The following is a 21,090-nucleotide window of genomic DNA, read 5'->3' on the forward strand; positions in this document are numbered from 1 at the left end:
GCAATAGGTATTCCCGCCCTGGCACACCACGCTCCTGTTATTTCAGGAACACTCTGAACCTCCACAGCGAAAACATAAATAGCGCCGCCCCGATCGCGAAGAGCGAGGCAAACTGAGTCCAGACGACATCAAGTCCGGCACCGCGGAACAGTATCGCCTGCGCCATCATGACGAAGTGCGTATTCGGCGCAGCGAGCATGATGTCCTGGATCAGGACAGGCATGCTTTCACGCGGCGTCAACGTTCCGGACAGCATTTGAGCGCGATCTGCGGGAATCAGATCACTGTAGGATGTGAGTTCCTCAGTCCGGCTCCGGGCGAGCGTGTTGCCGAAGGGGCCCCTCAACGAAAGCGCAGCGGAAACCTCACTTCGCCCAGCAACGCCGAGCAGAGTTGCGGATAGCTGGCCGCCGAGGACCGGAGTTGCAAAAACATAGGTCGGGCCAAAGAGTCCGTCCCGGCGATGCCCACATCGACTCGACCGCCGCGCGGAAACGCGGCGCCGGCCCCCGAGCTAACGTCCGTATGGTAAGTAGACTGTCGTCCACCATCCGGGCATGCTCGGTGTTGCGGCGAGACTGCCGAAAACGCCTGGAATCCAGAAGCTGACGCCACTTTCATCCGCGAATGAGGGCGCCGGTCGCACCAGCAAAGCCGCACCCAGGCCAAGCATCGACAGGGTGATGCTCGCGAGCCGTCGATAGCGTTTCATGCCTTCTTCCATCAAAGGATGGTTGTCGTTGGAGAGATCTGCTTGTCGGGCTGGGTTTCCGGAAACTTCCACTTTCCGTTCAAGATCTCCGCCCGCGGCCTGTAAAGCCGCACCATATAGTTCCAGCCCTTCATGATGGGCAGGCAATTGGGAATCTTTCCGTCACAACCGCCGAACTGCACGGATACTGAATTGTCTTCGTTCTTTCGTGCCGTGATGTTGTTGAGCGAATAGGCGTTGTACTGGTTGGGCTCGAAGTAGCCTTCCGGGTTGTACAGGCTTATCGACCAGAACCCGTCCACCGGCACGTCTTTCACGTTTAGCCGATAGACCGTCGTACCATCGTTACGGGTCGGGACGACGTTGAGGTAGAGCGCCTCCTTTGGAGGATTTGCCCCCCAGCCAAGGGCGGCCCCGATCACGAAGCGGAGGGGATCAACCTCCCCCTTGCGTCCATACATTCGGTTCGTATCGGGAAGTGTGGTTCCCAGCGCCAGCAATGCATCGCGCACCTTCTTCTGGCTTGCTTGATCCCAATCGGGAATCTCGAACTTCCCGGCCTGCTTTTGGGACACCTTGATCGCGTCCTGCAGCGCGTGCACCTCCTTGAGGTCCTGGGGATCGGCCGGATCGACCAGCGTTCGAACGGCGGCCAAAGCATAGCGTGTGCCTACATCCTTTCGCGCAAGCGTGATGCTGCCGGGCTTGTAGAACACACCAAACGTGTACTGGTCTTCGTCGATCACCTGTAGCGACATGAATCGCTTGCCAGCGTTCGGCAACGTTATCGTGACGGGTCCGGCATCGAGGTCGAACACGGCGGCCGAATAGAGCGTGTCTCGGTTGAGACGGATGACGGTTTGCTTGTCCAGCGGCGCGGGCGAACGGGTATGGTCGAACTTTCCAAAACCACCGTTCTTCACGACACCCCCGAAATACAGATCCGATTCCGCACGGGCAAAGTTCTCGGGCGTAACCAGAGCGGGCTTTTCTCCTGCAGGAGATCCGCCCTGCGCAGCGCCGAACTGCACTGACGCAATCAATGCTGCAAAGACAGAAACACGGCCGATCTTCATGCCAATCTCCTTAGGCTTAGGCAACGCGCTGCAACGGAGGCTGCTTCCATTGGCCTTTCAAAGCCTCTGCTTTGGGCCAGTATATGCGAAGCGTCGTCCAGAACGGTCCTTTGGGACAAGGCAGCCAGTTCGGCTCGCGATCCACTCCGGGCGATTCATTCTGAATGTAGAGTGTGTAACCACCATCGGGATCGCGCTTGAGGCTATCGTGCATTGCCGAATTGATCAGATAACGGTTGATCTTGTTGGCGTAGAGCAGGCTCGACGGCAGCTCGTACATCGTGAGGGACCAGAAGGCATTGGCCGGCGGCAATTGTCCTGACTTGAAGCGAAGCATGTAGCGGTTTGCACCATTGAGCATACCGCCGTCTGCATCCCGGAAATAAGCCGGGTACATCGCCTCGTCCTTGGTATTGCCGTAGATGCCCAGCACGGCGGATGCCATTCGGGTCATGTAGTCGTTCTTCAGCATGGCCCGCGTGCCGAATCCGTCCGCCGCGGTGCGCTTGCCGGTATCGACCTCCTTCGCCTTGAACTCGGCTAACGCCTTCCATGCGTCTGCCATTCCGTCCGTCACGGCTTTGCGCATTTCGGGCGATAGGCCGCCCGGATCGAAGTTCTTTCCGGCCGCGATGTTCAGCCTCGCGAAGCGAGCCATCAGGGATCTTTCGGATGGATGGGTCGGACAGAACTGCAGGAGGAAATTCAACAGAACGAAGAACTCGGGCGAGCTCTTTTGCTCGTCTTGCACGAGTGGTGCTGGAAAATGGGTTGCGGACATTGGGGGCGGAGCCGGTCGCCCCAGGAAGCTGGATAGCGTCTGGACCTTGTAGCCAGCCTGAACTCGTTTGACCCCATCGAGGTCGGCTTGGTCGAACAGCTGCGTCCGGTAAAGCACCAGATTGAGCTCGGTCTCGGAACGGATGATCGCCTTGATGCCTTTCGGCCTCTCGCCTTTCCATCGTGGGCCGGCCAGCAGGAAACTTCCGGAATCATTGCCCGTGGCACGGCTTCCTACATAGGCGAAGTTGAATGTGTAGAGATCGATGAACTGCAATGAATAATACCGCCTCTTCTCGACGGCAGGCACTGTCAGCACCAGCGGTTCGGCACGCAGGTCAGCGCCGAGCTGAGAGTATGGGGTATCGGAATTCGGTGTCTGGATCGCCTTGTCGTCCGGAGTGAAGACACGCGCAACGCTGTTGATTGCATTCCATGGCGCCTTGAAGTCGGGATCGTCGCGATTGACGAAGTAAGACGTCATGATGCGATAGTTTTCCAGCATCGGTACGCCGTAGATTGTCGCCTCCTTGGCGATAACTCGCGCATCGCTCGGTGCAAGCGATGCCGCCGCGGCGCCATTCGTGTTAGCGCCGACGGATAGTGCAGCCGTCCCGAGTACAAAGTCGCGACGGGTTAGAAGCGTTGTCATCACTCGACCCCCCTCTCTTCCGAGCTGTAGGCGCCCTTGAGTTTAACCACCTCAAAATGCAAGATTGTCCGAAATCGGACAAAGGGTGAGCGCTTGTGCAAAAAATATCTAAGGTTGAGTCTGAAAAAATCGTAAGCTCGTCGGGCTGGCTCACCCGGGTACCAAGCAAGTTTCGGGCGGACGTGCTGGATCATTCGATATTGATTCAATTGAAAAAGGGAGAGGTGCTGTTTCACGTTGGCGATCCGCCCGGTGGAATTTACGGGCTCGTGGCTGGCACCATTAGCGTTAGTCTGGCGCCCCTCGATCACGCACCGCGCTTGATGCTGCTCGGTATACCCGGCCATTGGACGGGAGAGGCTTGTTTCCTGACAAGGAAGCCGCGACGAGGGGAAGTGAGGGCTGCCCTTGATACGACGCTGTTGCACGTGCCGCTCGATGCACTGGACCGAATGGCGGCGAAAGACCCCATGGTCTCGCACCACATCGCGCAAATCTTGATGATGAGCGTCGAAACTTTGCTTGAGGTCGTGCATGACTTGCAGAAGCCCCAAGCAGATCGTCGCATCGCCTCCGTCTTGCAGCGGACGATAAGAATTGGTGAAGCCCCTCTGCCCTCGACTCAAAGCGAGCTGGGCATCATGGCCAATGCATCACGCAAGCAGGTGAATGCCGCATTGAATCAATTCAAGGACGCTGGCTGGCTCACGAACACCTATCGCTCGATCATAGTAAATGACGTTGATGCGCTTCGCCGATATGCCGAAGCGGAGAGGAATGATTGAGATTCGCGGCTTGCGCGTGATTTTACTCGCCGGTGCGCAAAATTTGTTGGGAAACCGCAGACTGGAATCGCCGCCCAGTCGACCCGTCCTAAGAGTGCTTTATGCAATGGCACACGATCATGCATGCCGTCCTGCAGGGATATCCAGATTGCCACTTTCAAACGGTGGCTGGCGCCTCGCTGCTAGCCCGCCCTTGGTGCGCGCCTTAGCGAAAGCCTCGATCTGAGGACTCCCACCTTTCGCCCCTGGTCCCTGCACTCAATGGCAGTCAGGTTCGGCCCGTGGTGGTTATGACGGACAATCACCACGTCATGTTCGCGAAGCCGCCTGGTGTCCTTGTCGGGCAATCGTAGGGAGGAAGCCACAATCACTCCGTCCTGGTGCGCGAACATGCGCTCCAAGACGGCGGCTAAATTATGGAATCGCTGACCAGGCCGTTCAAGAGAGACGGTTTCTTTCACGGTGCAGATCCTACCCCGATCGTGTCAACTTTGTACCCCAAATAGGACTACCAGCCTTCGCCATCTTTCGAAAGGAGGCCTTACAGGGTTATGGAGTAGATATAAGTCGAGCTTGTCGCGAGTCTCCTGTTCGACGTCGAGCGGCTTGAAGTTTGCCCGCCCAGTTCTTCATCGCGAAACCCCGTCCTCCGAGCCCAAGGTCAGAAGCTACAATTTTCGTGGTGACGAAGCGTAACGTCGGGTAACCGGCCGTAACAGCCTTTGTCGCGACAATCATTGGTTTTGCTGTCGGTCCGAACGATCGGATACAAGGGACAACAGTGCAGCGGCGGAGAGAGTGTCAGTCAACCCCCATTGAAAGATATAGCATTTTCGGACCTCCCAGACCAAAACCCACCGTTTGAGAACGGCAATTCAGGTTGCTGGCAAACAACCACGTCTGCGCGATTTGATCGTGTCTTCTGGAAATGTCTGCGAAGGGGGCGCGTCGGAAACTCTTCCTCAACCCGTAGATGTTGTAAATTTCTCAACCACATCCAAGGAGCGGAATGTCCAGATGGGGGCCCCGATTAGCGACACCGCCTCCACAATCCTGTTGATCACGCTCCTTGTTCTGGGGTTCGTCGCAACGGTCCTGTGGGGGCCGTCCTTCGAGCGGCTCGGCGACGACGTTGAGGCCCCGTATATCTTCAAGCTGGTCGGCATCGGGCTGATCGGGTTCTTCTTGATCGCAATCACCTTCCGGCTCATCTGAACAAAACCCCTTGGAAGGGCGGCTCCTCAAGGTCAACCTTCTTGAAGTCTGCTTCGGGTCTTGGCTGTGTGAAAACGCCGAGACGCTCAACGACGAGAGGCTAAACCATTCGTCTGTAACTGTTTTTGCTCCTCGCATCGCAAGCGAACTCAGAGAACGAACTGGAAAAACTAATTCTCGCGGCGTTCTGATTCGATCTGTGCCAGCGCAATGTGAAAAAACTCGTCCATCTTCCGGGCGACCTGCTGCTTCGAAATGCTTTTGGGTGCAAGGTCGTTCGCCACCTTGCGCAAGGTATCGTCGCTGGTCTGGCTCGCGAGGTTGGCCGTGACGAGCTCGTTCGCATAGGCGGCCGCAGCATCTCCAGTCAGGCCGAGCTGCCCCGCGGTCCAGTTGCCAAGCATCTTGTTGCACCTCGCAACAACCTTGAATCTCAGCTCTTCATCATGGATGAATTTGGCTTCGAAGCCTTGTTCGCGTTTGTCGAAGGTTGTCATTTTTGATCCCACCCGGATTTGTGCACGCTGTTAGAAGGCGGTCGCAGCCGCCAGGCTCGTACGGATAGACTTGTAGTGGTCGAGCAACGCAATGGCTCGATCGAGTTCAGTGCCGACCGGCTGTTTCTCCAGACTTTGCTGCAACTCCTCGATCATCGAGTGAAATTCGGCCAGGTCAAACTCTTCAACGGGGGAAGCCGACTCCGCAAGGATCGTGCGCTCCTCTCCGGAAAATTCGGCCAGCCCTCCCAAAGCCACAAATTTCCTGGTGGTATTGCCAGCCATCACGGTCACAATCCCCGGTCTGAGCATTGCGACGATCGCCGCATGGCCGGAAAGCACACCAAAATCCCCCTCCACGCCGGGCAGGTCAGCCTGGTCGACTCGATCGGAAAACAACAGACTTTCAGGCGAGACGAGGGTCAGCCGGAAAGTCGGCATAGTCGCTTCCTGTCGTCCGGGCAGTTGGATTTCAAAAACACGGTAACTCCGGGACACCAGGCCTCATTGATCTGCGTCAAGCGGAGAACAGACCGGCTCTCCCAAGGTGGGCTTTCAACGCATGACCGCTCGCTCAGCGCGGCAATCGTGGATTTTGTCGGCTTCTTGCAGGAGATTGGCGCTTGGCCGAACAACAGGACCGCGCGGGTCAGGCGCGCGTCATCGGCATCGCCTCCATCATCTGGGCCAGCTCGATCTTCCTGAGCCGCGTGATGGGGCTGGTCCGCGAACAGATCATCGGCCGCACCCTGGGTGCGAGCCGCGTGGCCGATCTCTATTTTGCAAGCTTCACGTTGCCCGATTTCCTCAACTACCTGCTGGCGGCCGGCGCGCTGTCGATCGTGTTCATCCCGATCTTTCTCGCGCATCTGGAGCGCGGCGACCACGAACGCGGCTGGGAATCCTTCAGCGTGATCGCGAACTTCATCGTCGTGGTCGGGACCATTGGCATCGGTCTGCTGATGATATTCGCCCGTCCGCTGGCAACTCTGGTTGCCCCGGGGTTCAGCAGTGACGGCGATGTCGAAACCCTCGTTCGGCTGACGCGGATCATCTTGCCGGCTCAGTTTTTCCACGTGATCGGAGGCTTGCTGTCGGCCGCGTTGCAGGCGCAGAACCTCCACGCCCTGCCGGCGATGGCTCCGCTGGTTTATTCGGCCGGGATCATCATCGGCGGTCTGATCGGAGCCCACTATCCGCAACTCGGGGCGGAAGGGTTCGCCTGGGGCGTGCTGGCCGGCTCCATCGCCGGCCCGTTTGCGTTGCCATTATACGGCTGTATGAAAACCAGGATGCGCTGGACTGCCCTCTTCACCTTCCGCAATCCGGACCTCAGACGCTATCTCTGGCTGTCGGTGCCGATCATGATCGGATTCTCGATCGTCGTGGTCGACGAATGGATCGTGAAGAACCAGGCGTCATATCTGGGAGCCGGGAGCCTGTCGTATCTGCAATACGGCCGGACGCTGATGAAGGTCCCGATGGGCATGTTCGGAATGGCGGCCGGGGTGGCGGCCTATCCGACCATCAGCGGCCTGGTCGCCGCCGGGCGCATCGTCGAAGCCTACGGCCTGCTGTGCCGCGCGGTTCGCCTGATGCTGCTCCTCACCTTCGCGGCGCAGGTGTGCCTGACGATCGCGGGTTTCGAGGCGGTGTATCTGATCTGGGGCCTGTTCGCGGACCGCTTCACCGTTGCTGACGCGCAGCAAACGGCAACCGTGCTCGCCTATCTCTGCCTCGGGCTCAGTGCCTGGGCGGCGCAAACGGTGATCAGCCGGGGCTTCTATGCTCTCGAGAGCACATGGTTGCCGACCATCATCGGCACTGCCGTCGCCATCGTTATGGTACCCCTCTACGTGGTGCTGCGGCAGCAATACGGCACGATCGGCCTTGCCATCGCCAGCTCTACGTCAATCATGGTCTACGTGATCCTGCTCGGCTGGCTGCAGCGCCGCCGTTTCGAGAAAGAGGCGGCAGCCAGAGGCACCCGGCTCCTTCGGGGGAGCCAGGAGATGCTCGGCCCTGTGCTCCGCCTGGCCGCGGCCGCCGCCATTGCGACGGGCCTGGGCCTCATCGCGAGGACACAATTGTTGTCCTGGCTTCCTGACATGGACCTCGCGACAATCCTGCTCCGCGCCACGCTGCTCTGCATGTTCGGCATTGGGGCCTATCTAGGCTTGGCCCGCTCCTTCCTGGTGACGGACGTGATCGAGTTCGAAGTCAAACTATTCCGGAAATTGCGTCTCGGCTAACCGACCGCGGTCTTTTCCGCTGTTGGACACGGATGGCTGATCTCCGGAGAACTCCTTAAGGAAGTCGCCTTAAGAGAACGCGCGAAGTTTTGGACGAGGCAGATTTCGTCTAGGAAAGGCCGACGGACAGCTCTTCGGAGGCGTTGATGAATCATTCGATTTGCAGTGCTGATCGCGCCACTCACCTCAAGATCGTGGTCGTGGCGCTGGCGGCCGCAATCTCGCTGGCTGCGCTTGCCATATCTTCGCACATCACAGCCGAAGTGGCATCCGACAAGATCACCGCGGTTATCAAAGCGGGGAAGCCGGTAGCGATGACCCGTACAGATCTGACGGTTATGCGCTGATCCGAGGATGGTCGCGCAGATCCGCGGCAGACCATGTGTTTCGCCAAACCGTGCGCCGCAACCCAGTTTTGACCGACGCCTTGATTGAGATCAACGTTGACAGGCGATTGGACCCCCATTCTCACAATCATGACCGAGAAACCGGGCAAGATCCTGCGAACGCTGCTATTGGCCACGATCCTTGCAACGTTTTCGTTGCCGAGTGAGGCGGGGCCGCCTGATGTTGCGCCAGCCGGAAGCCAGCCTTCCGCGTTATCAGACCTTATGATCAGACTTCAATTCCAGCACATCAAGCTGTGGTTTGCAGGCCGCCTCAACAACTGGAGCCTTGCGACCTACGAGGCTCAACAGATCGACGCCAGCCTCAAAAACATGAGCAAGCCATCGCCCGGCGGCGCGGACGCCAATCGTGCCATCGAAAAACTGCAGGCGGTCCGCGAAGCGATACAATCGCTGGACGTTTCCGCCTTCACCCAAGCCTATTCGGCCCTCACGAACGAATGCAACGGCTGCCACCGCGCCAATGGTTACGCTTCGATCACCATCCAGGTCCCCGTCAACTCGCCATTTCCCGACCAACTCTTCACGGATCAGGTGGCCGACGGGCGCGCGCTCGCCAATGCCTCCTGCGGCGGTTGTCACGTCGTCTCGGATGGGGCGAAAGACACACCGGCGTCTGGCTTCCCTGCCCCGCGCTTCGTGGAAATCAGCAAGCGGGCATCGTTTTCCGCCGATGGTCTTCGACAATATCTCATGTCAGGACATCGCAGGCTGGGACCGGATCAGGCCATGCCAAATCCGAGACTTGCGGACTACCAGATCGAGGCGATTGTCGCGTACTTTGAGATTTTACGTACCGGCGGGTCGCGCTAAGGCAAGTGCTCCTTGTTACGGGCAATCATGAACGGCTATCTCCGCACCATATGATTTGTCGGCGTTACCGTGCTGGCCGGCGGAGCTTCAGAGATCGCAAGCGTTAGCCAGGTGTTCCAGCCGGACGGCCGGTTGGCGGCATCTGGCCGATACTGAACTGGTGATCAGAGCCTAGGCCAGAAGCAATGCGACCGCGCGGCGTTTTTAGCGTGATCGAATGATGGAGAGCTGAGCTCCTCCGCTTTGTCACTCTTGCTCCACGGCCACCGAGCACACGTGCCATCGCCTATTGCTTGTAAGCTGCTCGTGCACGTGCATGGCACCTACGTAGGCAGACGGCCAAACTCGTCTTGCTGAAAACGACCTCGCTCCAAGACGAGCTCACAGGGCCGCTGACAATCATCCCTTTCAGAGGGCGTCGGAGGACACCGATAGCGACGCGGTACCGCCAGCTACGTCAGGAAATGTGCGTGCGGGCCCGCGCAATGATGCCGGCGGCGATCTGCATCGACGCACCAAAAGCCCAGCCCCAAAACACGGCCCTGGCGCCTTGAGGACGTGTAACCTCGTCGAGAATGATGCTGCTTACCGCAATAGCGGCCATAACCGCGGCGAGAAAGGTGCCGGCCGCGCTGAGCAGCTCGACGGCGTCCGCCCTGGATCCGAAGCCGCGCGGCGACAGCTCTCTGATTTTCTGCGGAGCAGGAGGCAGATCGATGCCGAGATAGAAGCCGGCTGCCCCATAAATCGTCACGGCCATGATCACGGCGTCCGAGCCGAACAGATTGAAATCTGATCTTGCGACGTGAGCTGCCACGAACAACCCACACGATCCACCGGCCAAAGCCAGTCCCGCTCGCTCCACGACATGAGCGAACCTGCTGAGCGGGGAGCGCGTTTTCCAGTTTTCATAGTGTCTGACCATTTTCCTCTGATAGCGACTTCTCAAGTGGTCCCCTTGAGCGGGATCAAACAACGCGCGCCGCTGCGAAGGTCGGGCCATCGGCGACGTTCTGACGCAATTTGTTTCCGTCAACAAGGTCGATCTGCTGGTCGTAGGTGCATACGGTCACTCCCGTTTTCGCGAGTTCATCCTGGGTGGCGCCACCAAGTCGATCATGTCGCGACCGCCGGTGCCAACGCTCCTTTCGCACTGATTTTTTCTGGAGCCGTCATGGACCAGGACTCCTCGGACGCCCCCCGAACACACGCGGGTCTGACCGAGGCAGAAGCCAAGCAGCGCATGTCGGCCTCGCGATGGACAAACGGGGCACAGACGTGGCGCGCGAGGCCGCCGACATCGTCTTGCTCGACGACAGCTTCCCATCCATCACGGCGGCATCCGGCTTGGGCGTCGGATCTTCGCCCAATCTGCGCAAGGCGCTGATCTTCATTACCGCCACTCACATTCCAATTCCGGGACGGGAATTGCTGCCTATTCTCCTGAAGTCTTTGATCTCTATCATGTCTCCTACCGGATTCTTGGGTTATGCAGGTGTTGCCGGCGACCGAGCCGGAACGTCAAAGAGAAAATCAGCGCACTCGGCCGTGGTCGGGATGCGCATCCCGCCATGAACGTGCGCATCCGCCCTCTTCTCATAACTAGCCTGTTGTTGGGCTTTACGGCCGACGGCGCATGGGCAAGCATGGCTGTGCGAATTCAACTTTCGCTGCAAAACATGACGGTAACTGTCGACGGCACCGAATTCGCGACCTGGCCGGTGTCAACCGCCCGCAAAGGCTACCGGACGCCGGTCGGCATCTACCACCCCTATCAATTGGAGCGGATGCATTATTCCAAACTCTACGATTACACTCCGATGCCTTATTCGATCTTTTTTCACGCCGGATACGCCGTTCACGGCACCACTGAAGTCCGCAATCTGGGCCGCCCGGTGTCCCACGGCTGCGTCAGGCTCGGCCCGGACGATGCGAGATCACTATTCCAGTTGGTTCAAAGCCAGGGATTGCAAAACACGACGATCGAGATCGTCGAGTAGCGCCAGGATAGCGCCAATCGACACCCCTTCAGTCAACGCAGTTTCAGTCAGTTGGCGCGATCAGGATCGCCTTTAGCGACGCGCAAGCAATTCTGAAACTCCGGCCCGGTTGAGGTGATCAGTATCGCAATAGAACCTGGGCTCCTCCAGCTCGGCGGAGACACTGTAGAAGCCAATGCCCAAATTCGCGATTGCCGCCGTTACCGCTTCGTCAAACGCGACCTCATTCGGCAGGAGAGCTCGGAACCGAACGGACGCCGACAGCGACACGGACATTTTCGCTGCTTTGCAAATTCAAGCAGCTCACAAACCCCGTCGAATAGCGGGCCGCCACTGCTTGACGTCCGGCCTCCAGGAAACGGTAAGCAATCCGACTTTTTAGTAGCTGTTCCTGAGGGGCCGGTAGGCACGATCGAACAGCAACTCTTCGTCCAGGCCTCTTTTTGGAAACGATCGCGATCATTGATCTTCGAGAACCCGGTGATCTAGTTTGCAACTGCGCACGGATCGACGCGATCGTGCCGACTATACTGCAACAGCCGCCAGACCATATCGAAATTGATGGCGTGATTCTGGGGTAACGTACTTGCGCTGTCATGGAAAGTAGCAAGATCTCCCCGACAAACGAGGGAGGCTTCTCCGAACCCGCATGCGTCTCCCCATCTTCGTGCCGGCGAAACACCGGTCTGCAGTGAATGTCATCATGTGCATCGTTTGTCGGACATTTCTTGCAGCTCGTGTCACGGCGAGTTTCAGTTCAGCGTGAAACGAGCGTGTCGCTCGCCGTTTTCTGAGCGACACCTTTGTTGATCGAGATCAAGGAGGCTCTCTCTTCCCGGCATATGCTTTGTCAGCAAACCTCAAAGGAGAGTATTCGCCATGGCGGAAGCTGCCACCAAGTTACCCGTCAAGACTGAAGGGACTCCGGTTGCGCAACCTACAAGGTTCCCGGATTGGCAACCGTTCGAAGCTCTACGCAATCAGGTCGATCGGCTGTTTCATGAGTTCCAGACTGGATTCCTACAGGCTCCGTCCTATCGTTCGCTGTTGGACATCGAACCCTTCTGGCGCCGTGATTACGGGTTCAACGTCACGCCGGCTATCGATATCGTCGAAAGGGACAAAGCGTTCGAGGTGACCGCCGAACTGCCGGGCCTCGATGTCAACAATATCGATCTTCAGCTTTCCGACGATGTGCTGACGATCAAGGGCGAAAAGCAGGAAGAGAAGGAAGAGAAGGCCAAGGACCACTACGTTTCGGAACGTCGTTACGGCTCGTTCCGCCGGTCACTTCAGGTGCCCGGGACCGTCGACACCGACAGAATCGAAGCACATTTCAAGGGCGGCGTTCTGACCGTCACCCTTCCGAAGTCGCCGGAAGCGCAGAAGAAGCAGAAGACCATCCCTGTGACCCCGAAGTGAGTGAACCGCTGGCCTCACCGTCGCACGTGATCGGTGAGGCCGCAGCGTTTTGACGATGGCGCGCGGAGACGGAGCGAAATGACCCATAAGCAGATCCTGTTTCATTCCGCGGCCCGAGAGAAAATCCTGCGCGGCGCAACGCTGCTGGCGGATGCTGTCCGCGTAACGCTCGGCCCCAAGTCGAAATCAGTCCTGATTCAGAAGAGCTGGGGGGCGCCGATCGTCTGCAATGACGGCGTTACCATCGCCAAGGAATTTGACCTCAAGGATCCGGAAGAGAACCTCGGCGCTCAAGTGCTTCGCCAGGCCGCGGAGAGAACCGGCGACGTCGTCGGCGATGGCACCAGCACGTCGACCATTCTTGCCCACGCTATTCTTGCCGATGGCGTGCGCAACGTTGTGGCTGGAGCCAGCGCGATCGATCTCAAGCGAGGACTTGATCGGGCAGCGCGCGTCGCGATCGAGGCACTTCACGGAATGTCACGCCCGGTGAATTCCAAAGCGGAGAAGGCTCAGGTCGCAACCATCTCAGCCCACAATGACGCCGCGGTGGGCACCCTGGTTGCCGACGCGATCGAGAAGGTCGGCGGCGAAGGCGTGATCTCTGTCGAGGAATCGAAGACCACCGAGACCACACTGGATGTCGTCGAAGGCATGAAGTTCGATCGTGGCTTTATTTCACCTTACTTTGTAACCGACGCGGAGCGCATGGAATCGGTTCTTGAAGATCCGTTTGTGCTGCTTTGCGACCACAAAGTCGGCGCCTTGCGCGATCTTGTTCCTATCCTGGAGCAGGTCGCCAAGTCGGGCCGATCGCTATTGATCGTCGCCGAAGACATCGAGGGGGAAGCACTAGCGACCCTGATCGTCAATCAGCTTAGAGGCGTCCTTAAGGGCTGCGCCGTCAAGGCGCCCGGCTTTGGAGATCGGCGAAAGGCTATGCTGGAGGACATCGCAATATTGACCGGTGCACAGGTCGTGTCCGAAGAACTCGGATTGAAGCTCGAGAGCATGACGCTGCAACAGCTTGGTCGCGCCTCACGGGTGGTGGCCGATAAGGAGAATACCACGCTGATCGGCAGCGGCGGCGATCGCTCCCGGATCGAAGCGCGCATTCTACAGATCCGGCGAGAAATCGAGAAGACAACCAGCGACTACGATCGCGAGAAACTCGAGGAGCGGCTTGCCAAGCTCGTCGGCGGCGTTGCCGTCATTCGCGTAGGAGCTCCCACCGAGGCCGAAATGAAGGCAAGGAAGGAGGCGTTGGATGACGCCATCAGTTCCACCAAGGCCGCAGTGGCCGAAGGAATTGTGCCTGGCGGCGGTCTCGCACTACTGAAATGTATCGACGCGGTCACGCGGGAAGAAACCACCTGCGAAGGTGACGAGAAAACCGGCATCCAGATCCTGAGACGAGCGCTCGAAGCACCGGCGCGGCAGATTGCGGAGAATTCCGCTGTAGATGGTGGCGTGGTCGTTGCTCGCATGCTGGCAGGCCAGGGCAACTTTGGTTTCGACGCCGCGCGCAAGGAATATGTCGATCTTGTCGAGGCCGGTATCGTCGATCCAACAAAGGTGGTGCGAACCGCATTGGAGAATGCAGTCTCCGTCGCCAGCGTGCTGCTGCTCACCGAAGCGACGATGACCGAAATTCCGGAGACGAAAAGGGAACGGCCGGCCGAGCCAGAGATGGCCATGTAGCTGACTTGCTAACCGCGGCTGGAAAGGAGCGGGTATATTCGAAGGAGGAGCGCCAATGAACTACTCCAGGCGAGATTTCCTGTCTGCGGGCGCCGCAGCCGCACTCCTAACGGAGGCGCGAAGTGTGTTTGCGCAAGGCGCTGCGCCTGCTGCATCCGAATCGCCACTAAGCGGAGCCGGCGCGCTTCCAAACAATGAGAACCGGCTTCGGATTATCAATCTACCGCGACCAACCGCCGACTTGCCGATCACTTGATCTCGCTCAACACCAGACCGGTTATAGGGGCTCATACAGGATTGACCTGTCAATTCGTGAGCCCTGCGATGACGAAAGCACCACCCCTTCCCAATTTGTCGATCTCTCCGGAGAAGGCGTTCTTCATTGTCGCCATGGCGCGCCAGTACGGCGCCAAAGACGGTCTCACCGATCCAGAATCGGGCTCCAACGCCACCGATGACGGCATGCGCTCCGTGCTTGAGGACCGAAAGGGTGATCCGGTTCGTGCCGAACTCGACAGCTTCATCCACGATTTGAACGAGGACGAGCAGATAGATTTGGTTGCCCTGGCCTGGCTCGGACGCGGCGACGGGAGCATCGAGAATTGGGATGAACTTCGCGCCGAAGCCTCCCGCGCGCATAACAAGCGAACTGCCGCTTACTTACTGGAAATGCCCTTACTGTCCGATCATCTGGAAGAAGCCCTTTCGAAATTCGGCCATTCTGCAGAAGAATATGAAGGATCGCTCCTATAGGCCATCTCCATCGGTCATGACCTGTCGGTAAATGGCGACGCTCTGTATCGATCCGCAATCAAGCTGCATTCCATGCGCGGAACATGTGTCCTGCGGACTTTAACCGTGTCGTCGGTGCATCCGGAACCCGCAGACCGCACCGCGTGGGCGGCCGTCAGGTGATCCCACATCCAAGACCGCGTTCAGTGCTGTCGCGCGAATCTCCCGGCTAGAGCATTTTCTGACCTGGCGGAATCGGAAGGGATTCCCTTGTGAGGCAAATCGTGATTCACCCTGAGGGCTGGTGATGGAGGCCAGCCCCCATGGCTAAGCCGCTCTCGCCGGACCTTCGCCTTCGCATTATTCGGGCTGTGGAAGAGGAAGGCATGAGCTGTCGGGGCGCCGCCGGCCGGTTCGGCGTAGCGCCATCGACAGCGATCGAACTGGTCAACGAATGGCGCAGCACCGGCGCTTGTGAGGCGGGAGCGCAGGGCGGAGACAGACGTTCAGCTCGGATCGAGGGTCATGCTGCGGAGATCCTCTCCCTGGTCAAGGCTACGCCTGACATGACGCTGGCCGAGATCGCTGACCATCTCCTCAAAGTCCACGGCGAGCGTTTCGTGCCGAGCGTGGTCTGGCGATTCTTCGATCGCCGCAACATCACGTTCAAAAAAAACATCGCACGCCAGCGAGCAGGATCGGCCGGACGTGGCCGCTGAACGCGCGGCGTGGAAGGCATCTCAGCCTGAGATCGGCATCCATCGGTTGGTGTTTATCGACGAGACGGGAGCCTCGACCAAGATGGCGCGGCGCTATGGCCGCTCGCCGTACGGCCAGCGCTGTGTCGCAGCGCTCCCGCATGGTCATTGGAAGACGACGACCTTCGTCGGCGCGCTCAGAGCGACCGGCATGACTGCGCCGATGGTCCTTGACGGTCCCATGGATGGTCTGGCGTTCGAGGCTTACGTGACGCAAGTCCTCGTGCCGACACTCAGGCCCGGCGACATCGTGGTGATGGACAATCTCGCAGCACACAAGCGCGCCGAGGTCGGCATCGCAATCGATGCCGTGGGCGCCCAGCTCCTCTATTTGCCGCCTTATTCGCCCGACCTCAATCCGATCGAAATGGCCTTCGCCAAGCTCAAAGCCGCACTTCGAAAGGCCGCCGCCAGATCAATCGAGGCTTTGGACAACGCTATTGCCACCGCCCTGACCGCCTTCACCGCCCAAGAGTGCCTGAACTTCTTCGCCGCAGCCGGTTATGACCGTGTCTGATCAGAATCTGCTCTAGTGCCCGCTCGAGCCCGAGAGGCGGTGCCTAACACCGCGGCCGGCACACCACAGGGCGCTCCGTACTTCCCCCTATGGAATCGACCCGAATTTTCGGCAGACACTCCCGTTGCTATCCGTAGAGCCTGCGCACCTCGTTCGTAGGAGACGGAACATGACTCAAGTATATTTTCATTGCTCCAACATTGAAGGTGTCTTGATCGATCGAAGCGGCGCCGCTGTAGGCGACTTGGCTGAGGCATGTGATCATGCCATCCTTGTCGTGCAATCGCTCATCACGGCGCCCAACTTGGAAGATTGGCGCAGCTGGGTCTTGCACGTCAGTGATGATTGCGGCGAAGAGATACTGATCCTCCCCTTTGCGTCCGTGCTCGGCAAGCCACATTGAGAGGGCATCATGTGGATCGCACAAGCGCACCCGCAATCGCCGCCGTCGCGCCAACGCATGAAATCGATCATGACGAGGCGGCACAAGCTAATCAGAGCTGCCCGTGATCCCTATCGACCGGAGCTTCACTACATGCGAGGACCCAAAGTGGCACGAAAAGCATCGAAGTCGCGCCGGATGCGCTTGATCCAATCAGAAATACTCGCTTCTCTTGGCTGACCTTGGGCCGTCATGTACGCTATGCTTGGTCATCCTTTTTCTTAAGAAGAGCCTCTTTCTCTTTCTTTTCTTCGTCCTCTTTCTGTTCTTCGTCGGCGAGCAGCTTCAGCAGCACCTTGCGCTCCCCCTCCGTATGCGGCTCTTCGAGGCGCTTTCAAAAAAGCGCCTCGTTTTCCTGATGGATGAACTTCTCCACGGCAGCCTCCTGGAAGGCATTGATCAAGCTTCATGACTGCAGTCCAGTGCTCAATCTGGATTGTTTGAAGGCAAAACGCCGCACTCTGGCTTTTTCCAGTCATTCACTGGCCCGAGCCTCACCTGGCAGCGGCCTGGAATCTCAGTCCTCGAACAAGGGTGGGTCCGGTTGGTCGCTGCGCTGGATTTGCTCGACCGACTGGTTGTGTTCTGTGGGGATCTCGCGTTCGACGTCAACCTGCTCTTCTTCGATCAGGCCCGAGGCTTCGCCTGTCTGTTCGGAGAGAGGCGCGCGCCCTTTCCGTGGAGGCGATGCTGATTGCGAAACATTCCGCTGGCTTGTGTATCGCATGTGCCTCGCAACCCATGACCTCAATGGGACATCAGACAGCAAATCGGGCTCGACGTTAGCAAATCGCGCGTCGTACCGCCAAAGACCCACTCGTTGAGCCGGCTGTGGCCGTAAGCCCCAGTCACCAGCAAATCGGCCCCCTCGTCGTCGGCCAGCCCGATAATTTGATCCGCCCCCGATCCGTGGGCCTGGACTTCGACTCGGGATTCAGCCTTGATCCTGTGATGCGCCAGATAGCGAATGACGTCATCGACATGAAGACGCGCGATGTCCATCTGGTCCTTCCCGCAAATCTCCATAACGGTCACGCGCCTCGCTTCGTGGAGGAACGGTAACGCGTCCTGGACCGCACGTCGCGCCTCACGCGTGTCCTTCCATCCGACCACGACGTGGTCGGCGACCAAGGATTTCACTGTTGCAGGCACCACGAGGAAGGGACGGCCGGCTCCCAGAATGGCCGCGCCGACATCGACATCTCGATGAATATCGGCCGCGCTTCGCTCAACAGGGACTGGGTCGGAAACTCAATGGCCGATCGCCATTCGGCCTTGCGATCGGGACCGGCTGCCGATCCAAACTTGCTTCCAGCGTCCGCAAGCGTCGCCGTCATCTTCGCGATATCGACCTCCGACGCGTTGTCGACGATGACAACACCTTCGGCCACGAAGGGTGGGACGATGGCAAGAGCTGAACAGCCGATCAGCTTCGCTGAGAATTTGTCAGCGAGGCCCGCTGCGACGCCGATCAGTTGTTTGGAAACGCGGTCCGCATTCACATACACCAGAAGCGTCGCGTAGGACATGGCGGCTCCTCATTGGCAATGGCCACATACGACCACGTCTCGGCCCAATCCTCTTGACTCAAATCAAATCCTTGCGGGCAGCGCGGTTCAGATGAAGCCGCTTCAGGCGGCGTCAAGATGCCTTTCAATTTCGCTGATTGGAATTTTCGTCAGGTCCTTGTTTATCTCGGCAACAATGCACGCCTTGACATCGGAATGGAACGAATTTCGCAACTCCGCGAGCGTTCTCGGTGGCGCTACCACAATGAGGGCCTTCGCCCTGCTGGTCCGAACCAGCTTTTCCATGGCTGCGGCGACCTTTCGCGCAAAGTGATGCTCTTCGATATCATGCCAATCGGTTGGTTCGACAGCGCTACGGCGGCCTGGCAATGCCGCTTCGCTCATACGTCCCGGTCGGTCGCTGCCCTGATCGTGAGTTGACGGATTTACGTCTTCAAAAACCTCCTCAGCCCTGAGATTTGGAGATATCGCGTCGCCATCATTTCGCAGGAACAAGGCCTTTCGGCCGTCGCCGACAAACACCAGTGCGTTATGCGGGATCTTTAGCATGTTCGTGCGCTCCTCTTACCGGCACCTGTACCCGAGCCACGTTTCCGCACTTTGGCCTTTCACACGCCGAACGGATAGGTATCAGGAAGTCCCTTGATCTCAGCGGTCTCCAGCGGGGTCACGGCACGGGTATCGTCGAACCAGATGTACTCATCAAACTGTTGCGGCAGGGTGGCCCGGAAGTAATGGCTCGCGAGTTCAGTCTCGGGCCGGTAGATTACGCCGATTGCCCGCTCAAGACGCTCCTTGCCAAGACCGGCCGGCCCGCGCAGATCGCTGCGGCCGCGCAAACCGAGCATAAAGCGCGCCAGCCCGGTTGCGTGACATAACTGCTCGTAGCTATTCGGAACCGAAGGCCGAACCTTCTTCACTTCCATCGGACCATCCCAGTCTGATGCTGCGGCAACCGTCCCGCTGTGGGTGCCGAACCCGACCAGATAGGCCTGCTCCCCGAACTCCTTGCGGCAAAGTTGACCGAGATTGTACTCACCGCGAACAGCCATCTCGGTCGCTCCTGCGTTGCCCACGTGCGAATTGTGCGCCCATACCACGGCTTTGCTGTCCGGACCGTGAAACGCGAGCAAATTCTTCAGCGTCTCGAACATATGGCTGTCGCGCAAGTTCCAGGACGCGCGTGAGCCGTAATACATGACGCGGTAATAGCGCTCCGCGTTCGCAACGAGACGCGCGTTCTGTTCGGCATCGAGAAAACGTTCGCCATCATGCTCGGCGTAAGTTCGGCGCTTTGCCAGAAGGTCGGTGAGGGCGCCGACCACGTGAGATTCGCATGTGGGATAGGATCCGGTCAACGCCGCATGACCGTACGTGGCCGGGTCGCGCTGCCAAGGCGTCAGGCAACCGTAGCGTTCGCGGGCGACGCTCGCCGATTCCGGGTCGACATCATCGAGGTAGTTCAGGACAGAGCGGATCGAGTCATAGAGGCTGTAGAGATCAAGACCATGAAATGCAACGCGCTTGTTGCGTTCGAGTGTGCCATTGTGTTTGCGAAGCCAACTGACGAAATCGCGCACCTCGGTGTTTCGCCACATCCAGGTCGGAAACCGCGCAAAAGCAGTCCACTCGGACGGCGGATACTGGAAGTGTCGCACGTAATGGTCGACGCGCGCGGCATCTGGCCAGTCGGCCTCGATTGCAACAAAGCGAAAGCCCTTCTTGACGACGAAATCGTGGGTGATGCGCTCGCGCATCCGGTAGAATTCCGAGGTGCCATGGGTCGCCTCGCCGAGCAGCACAATCCGAGCTGGGCCAACCCGGTCCATCAAGGGGTTGAGATCGGCAGTCTGGATCGATGAAAACGATTCAGCAGCATCCGCAAGATTACGGACCAATTGTTCGTCCGTCGATACAGGACGCGACACCCGGCGCGCACGCGCGTGGCCGCCGCCTCTGGCGGTCTCCCAACCCTCTTCCCCGATCAATGGAACGAAGCGAACGTCGGCAATATCTTCGCTGCGATACTCGTTGGTTGAAACGCGGGTGACCCGCACCAATTCCTGACTGCGTTGGTCCGACCCCACCGGGATCACCAGCCGGCCCCCGATCTTCAACTGCTCCTTGAGAGATTCCGGAACTTGCGGCCCGCCGGCGGCGACCACGATGGCATCAAACGGAGCGTGGTCCGGCCACCCCTTAGTGCCATCGCCATGCAGGACATGAACGTTGTCATAACCGAACTCGGCCAGTGTCGCCGCGGCTTTCTCGGCGAGCGGGCCGAGCCGTTCGACCGTGTAGACGTTGGTCGCGATCTCCGACAGCACCGCCGCGGCATAGCCGGAGCCTGCTCCGATCTCGAGAACCTTCTCCCCGCCTTTGAGCATCAAGGCCTCGATCATGAAGGCGACGATGTAGGGCTGCGAAATCGTCTGATCGCCGGCGATCGGAAGCGGCGAATCCTCGTAGGCAAATTCACGAAGGTTTTTTGGCAGGAACACTTCGCGCGGCACTTTCTGCATCGCATCAAGTACCAACTCGTCGCATACGCCGCGCGCGGCGATATCTCGCTCGACCATCCGCTTCCGAAGCGATGTCATTTCACTGGAAGGCGGGTCTTTGAAGGTCGGAACTGCCATGATGATGGCTCTCTGCCGAGGTTAACTTATCAACTATCGACAATAATGCCTACGACCGTTGCGACCCAAATAAGTTCCACTGACAGGATCGAAAGTGACCACGCCAGCCGACCGGCGTTGCGTCCGTAGCACTCGCGGACGCTGTGGAGATGGCTGCCGTG

24 protein-coding genes are annotated in these 21,090 nt (G+C 58.7%); 14 read left to right on the forward strand and 10 right to left on the reverse strand.

Annotated elements, in window-relative coordinates; translation table 11 throughout:
- Window positions 1-37: 37 nt before the first annotated feature.
- The 3 genes from HU230_RS24105 to HU230_RS24115 form a co-directional block, all read right to left on the reverse strand.
- Complete coding sequence (locus HU230_RS24105; RefSeq protein WP_420840798.1) at window positions 38-256, reverse strand: hypothetical protein; 219 nt, start codon at window positions 254-256, stop codon at window positions 38-40.
- Window positions 257-723: 467 nt separating this feature from the next.
- Window positions 724-1,788: a DUF1254 domain-containing protein gene (locus HU230_RS24110; protein ID WP_176529556.1), complete on the reverse strand. Its 1,065-nt coding sequence runs from the start codon at window positions 1,786-1,788 to the stop codon at window positions 724-726.
- Between the two features lie 16 nt (window positions 1,789-1,804).
- Window positions 1,805-3,220, reverse strand: coding sequence for a DUF1254 domain-containing protein (locus HU230_RS24115; RefSeq protein ID WP_176529555.1), 1,416 nt, complete (start codon window positions 3,218-3,220; stop codon window positions 1,805-1,807).
- A 95-nt stretch (window positions 3,221-3,315) separates the two neighbouring features.
- Between HU230_RS24115 and HU230_RS24120 the strand changes: the two genes are divergently transcribed.
- Window positions 3,316-4,005 (forward strand): Crp/Fnr family transcriptional regulator, encoded by a 690-nt coding sequence (locus tag HU230_RS24120; RefSeq protein WP_176529554.1) that lies wholly within the window; start codon window positions 3,316-3,318, stop codon window positions 4,003-4,005.
- 1,017 nt (window positions 4,006-5,022) lie between these two features.
- Entirely contained in the window at window positions 5,023-5,220 is a 198-nt protein-coding gene (locus HU230_RS24125; RefSeq protein ID WP_176529553.1) for a hypothetical protein, read from the forward strand.
- Window positions 5,221-5,390: 170 nt separating this feature from the next.
- Here HU230_RS24125 and HU230_RS24130 read toward each other — a convergent pair whose 3' ends face one another.
- Window positions 5,391-5,717, reverse strand: coding sequence for a DUF1476 domain-containing protein (locus HU230_RS24130; protein ID WP_176529552.1), 327 nt, complete (start codon window positions 5,715-5,717; stop codon window positions 5,391-5,393).
- A gap of 30 nt (window positions 5,718-5,747) precedes the next feature.
- Window positions 5,748-6,158, reverse strand: a complete 411-nt coding sequence (locus HU230_RS24135) for a F0F1 ATP synthase subunit epsilon (protein ID WP_176529551.1) — start codon at window positions 6,156-6,158, stop codon at window positions 5,748-5,750.
- Between the two features lie 182 nt (window positions 6,159-6,340).
- On the opposite strand from HU230_RS24135, the gene murJ reads away from it, so the two are divergent.
- The 3 genes from murJ to HU230_RS24150 all read left to right on the forward strand — a co-directional run bounded on the left by murJ (window position 6,341) and on the right by HU230_RS24150 (window position 9,189).
- Window positions 6,341-7,969, forward strand: coding sequence for a murein biosynthesis integral membrane protein MurJ (gene murJ / locus HU230_RS24140; RefSeq protein WP_224943504.1), 1,629 nt, complete (start codon window positions 6,341-6,343; stop codon window positions 7,967-7,969).
- Between the two features lie 146 nt (window positions 7,970-8,115).
- Complete coding sequence (locus HU230_RS24145; protein WP_176529550.1) at window positions 8,116-8,316, forward strand: hypothetical protein; 201 nt, start codon at window positions 8,116-8,118, stop codon at window positions 8,314-8,316.
- Window positions 8,317-8,412: 96 nt separating this feature from the next.
- A complete protein-coding gene (locus HU230_RS24150; protein ID WP_234633835.1) occupies window positions 8,413-9,189 on the forward strand; it encodes a c-type cytochrome in 777 nt (258 codons plus the stop codon).
- 457 nt (window positions 9,190-9,646) lie between these two features.
- On the opposite strand, the gene HU230_RS24155 is transcribed toward HU230_RS24150, so the two are convergent.
- A complete protein-coding gene (locus HU230_RS24155; protein WP_224943507.1) occupies window positions 9,647-10,012 on the reverse strand; it encodes a hypothetical protein in 366 nt (121 codons plus the stop codon).
- A 226-nt stretch (window positions 10,013-10,238) separates the two neighbouring features.
- On the opposite strand from HU230_RS24155, the gene HU230_RS24160 reads away from it, so the two are divergent.
- The 9 genes from HU230_RS24160 (at window position 10,239) to HU230_RS24195 (ending at window position 16,722) form a co-directional block, all read left to right on the forward strand.
- Window positions 10,239-10,346: a universal stress protein gene (locus tag HU230_RS24160; RefSeq protein ID WP_234633889.1), complete on the forward strand. Its 108-nt coding sequence runs from the start codon at window positions 10,239-10,241 to the stop codon at window positions 10,344-10,346.
- A 121-nt stretch (window positions 10,347-10,467) separates the two neighbouring features.
- Entirely contained in the window at window positions 10,468-10,764 is a 297-nt protein-coding gene (locus tag HU230_RS44100) for a hypothetical protein (protein ID WP_176529548.1), read from the forward strand.
- Window positions 10,761-11,189 (forward strand): L,D-transpeptidase, encoded by a 429-nt coding sequence (locus HU230_RS24170; RefSeq protein WP_176529547.1) that lies wholly within the window; start codon window positions 10,761-10,763, stop codon window positions 11,187-11,189. Before HU230_RS44100 ends, HU230_RS24170 begins: the two co-directional genes overlap by 4 nt.
- Window positions 11,190-11,780: 591 nt before the next feature.
- Window positions 11,781-11,999, forward strand: coding sequence for a cytochrome c3 family protein (locus HU230_RS44105; RefSeq protein ID WP_420840894.1), 219 nt, complete (start codon window positions 11,781-11,783; stop codon window positions 11,997-11,999).
- A 69-nt stretch (window positions 12,000-12,068) separates the two neighbouring features.
- Window positions 12,069-12,611, forward strand: a complete 543-nt coding sequence (locus HU230_RS24175) for an Hsp20/alpha crystallin family protein (RefSeq protein WP_176529546.1) — start codon at window positions 12,069-12,071, stop codon at window positions 12,609-12,611.
- 78 nt (window positions 12,612-12,689) lie between these two features.
- Complete coding sequence (groL, locus tag HU230_RS24180; protein ID WP_176529545.1) at window positions 12,690-14,312, forward strand: chaperonin GroEL; 1,623 nt, start codon at window positions 12,690-12,692, stop codon at window positions 14,310-14,312.
- Between the two features lie 324 nt (window positions 14,313-14,636).
- Window positions 14,637-15,065: a DUF3775 domain-containing protein gene (locus HU230_RS24185; protein ID WP_176529544.1), complete on the forward strand. Its 429-nt coding sequence runs from the start codon at window positions 14,637-14,639 to the stop codon at window positions 15,063-15,065.
- Window positions 15,066-15,367: 302 nt separating this feature from the next.
- Window positions 15,368-16,319, forward strand: a protein-coding gene (locus HU230_RS24190) for an IS630 family transposase (RefSeq protein WP_176528729.1) whose coding sequence is annotated in 2 segments (ribosomal slippage) — window positions 15,368-15,708 and window positions 15,707-16,319 — 954 coding nt in all. Because the reading frame shifts where the segments join, the coding sequence is not laid out codon by codon here.
- A gap of 169 nt (window positions 16,320-16,488) precedes the next feature.
- On the forward strand, window positions 16,489-16,722 hold the full coding sequence (locus HU230_RS24195; RefSeq protein WP_176529543.1) for a DUF6894 family protein: 234 nt from the start codon (window positions 16,489-16,491) through the stop codon (window positions 16,720-16,722).
- A gap of 786 nt (window positions 16,723-17,508) precedes the next feature.
- Here the strand turns inward: HU230_RS24195 and HU230_RS44110 are convergent.
- The 4 genes from HU230_RS44110 to HU230_RS24215 all read right to left on the reverse strand — a co-directional run bounded on the left by HU230_RS44110 (window position 17,509) and on the right by HU230_RS24215 (window position 20,929).
- Window positions 17,509-17,763: a universal stress protein gene (locus HU230_RS44110; RefSeq protein WP_224943510.1), complete on the reverse strand. Its 255-nt coding sequence runs from the start codon at window positions 17,761-17,763 to the stop codon at window positions 17,509-17,511.
- 134 nt (window positions 17,764-17,897) lie between these two features.
- Complete coding sequence (locus HU230_RS24205; RefSeq protein WP_224943511.1) at window positions 17,898-18,290, reverse strand: hypothetical protein; 393 nt, start codon at window positions 18,288-18,290, stop codon at window positions 17,898-17,900.
- 102 nt (window positions 18,291-18,392) lie between these two features.
- Complete coding sequence (locus HU230_RS24210; protein WP_176529542.1) at window positions 18,393-18,839, reverse strand: baeRF12 domain-containing protein; 447 nt, start codon at window positions 18,837-18,839, stop codon at window positions 18,393-18,395.
- Between the two features lie 59 nt (window positions 18,840-18,898).
- Window positions 18,899-20,929 (reverse strand): protein-L-isoaspartate(D-aspartate) O-methyltransferase, encoded by a 2,031-nt coding sequence (locus HU230_RS24215; RefSeq protein WP_176529541.1) that lies wholly within the window; start codon window positions 20,927-20,929, stop codon window positions 18,899-18,901.
- Window positions 20,930-21,090 lie beyond the last annotated feature (161 nt).

This window comes from Bradyrhizobium quebecense, from assembly GCF_013373795.3.
Lineage (GTDB): Bacteria > Pseudomonadota > Alphaproteobacteria > Rhizobiales > Xanthobacteraceae > Bradyrhizobium > Bradyrhizobium quebecense.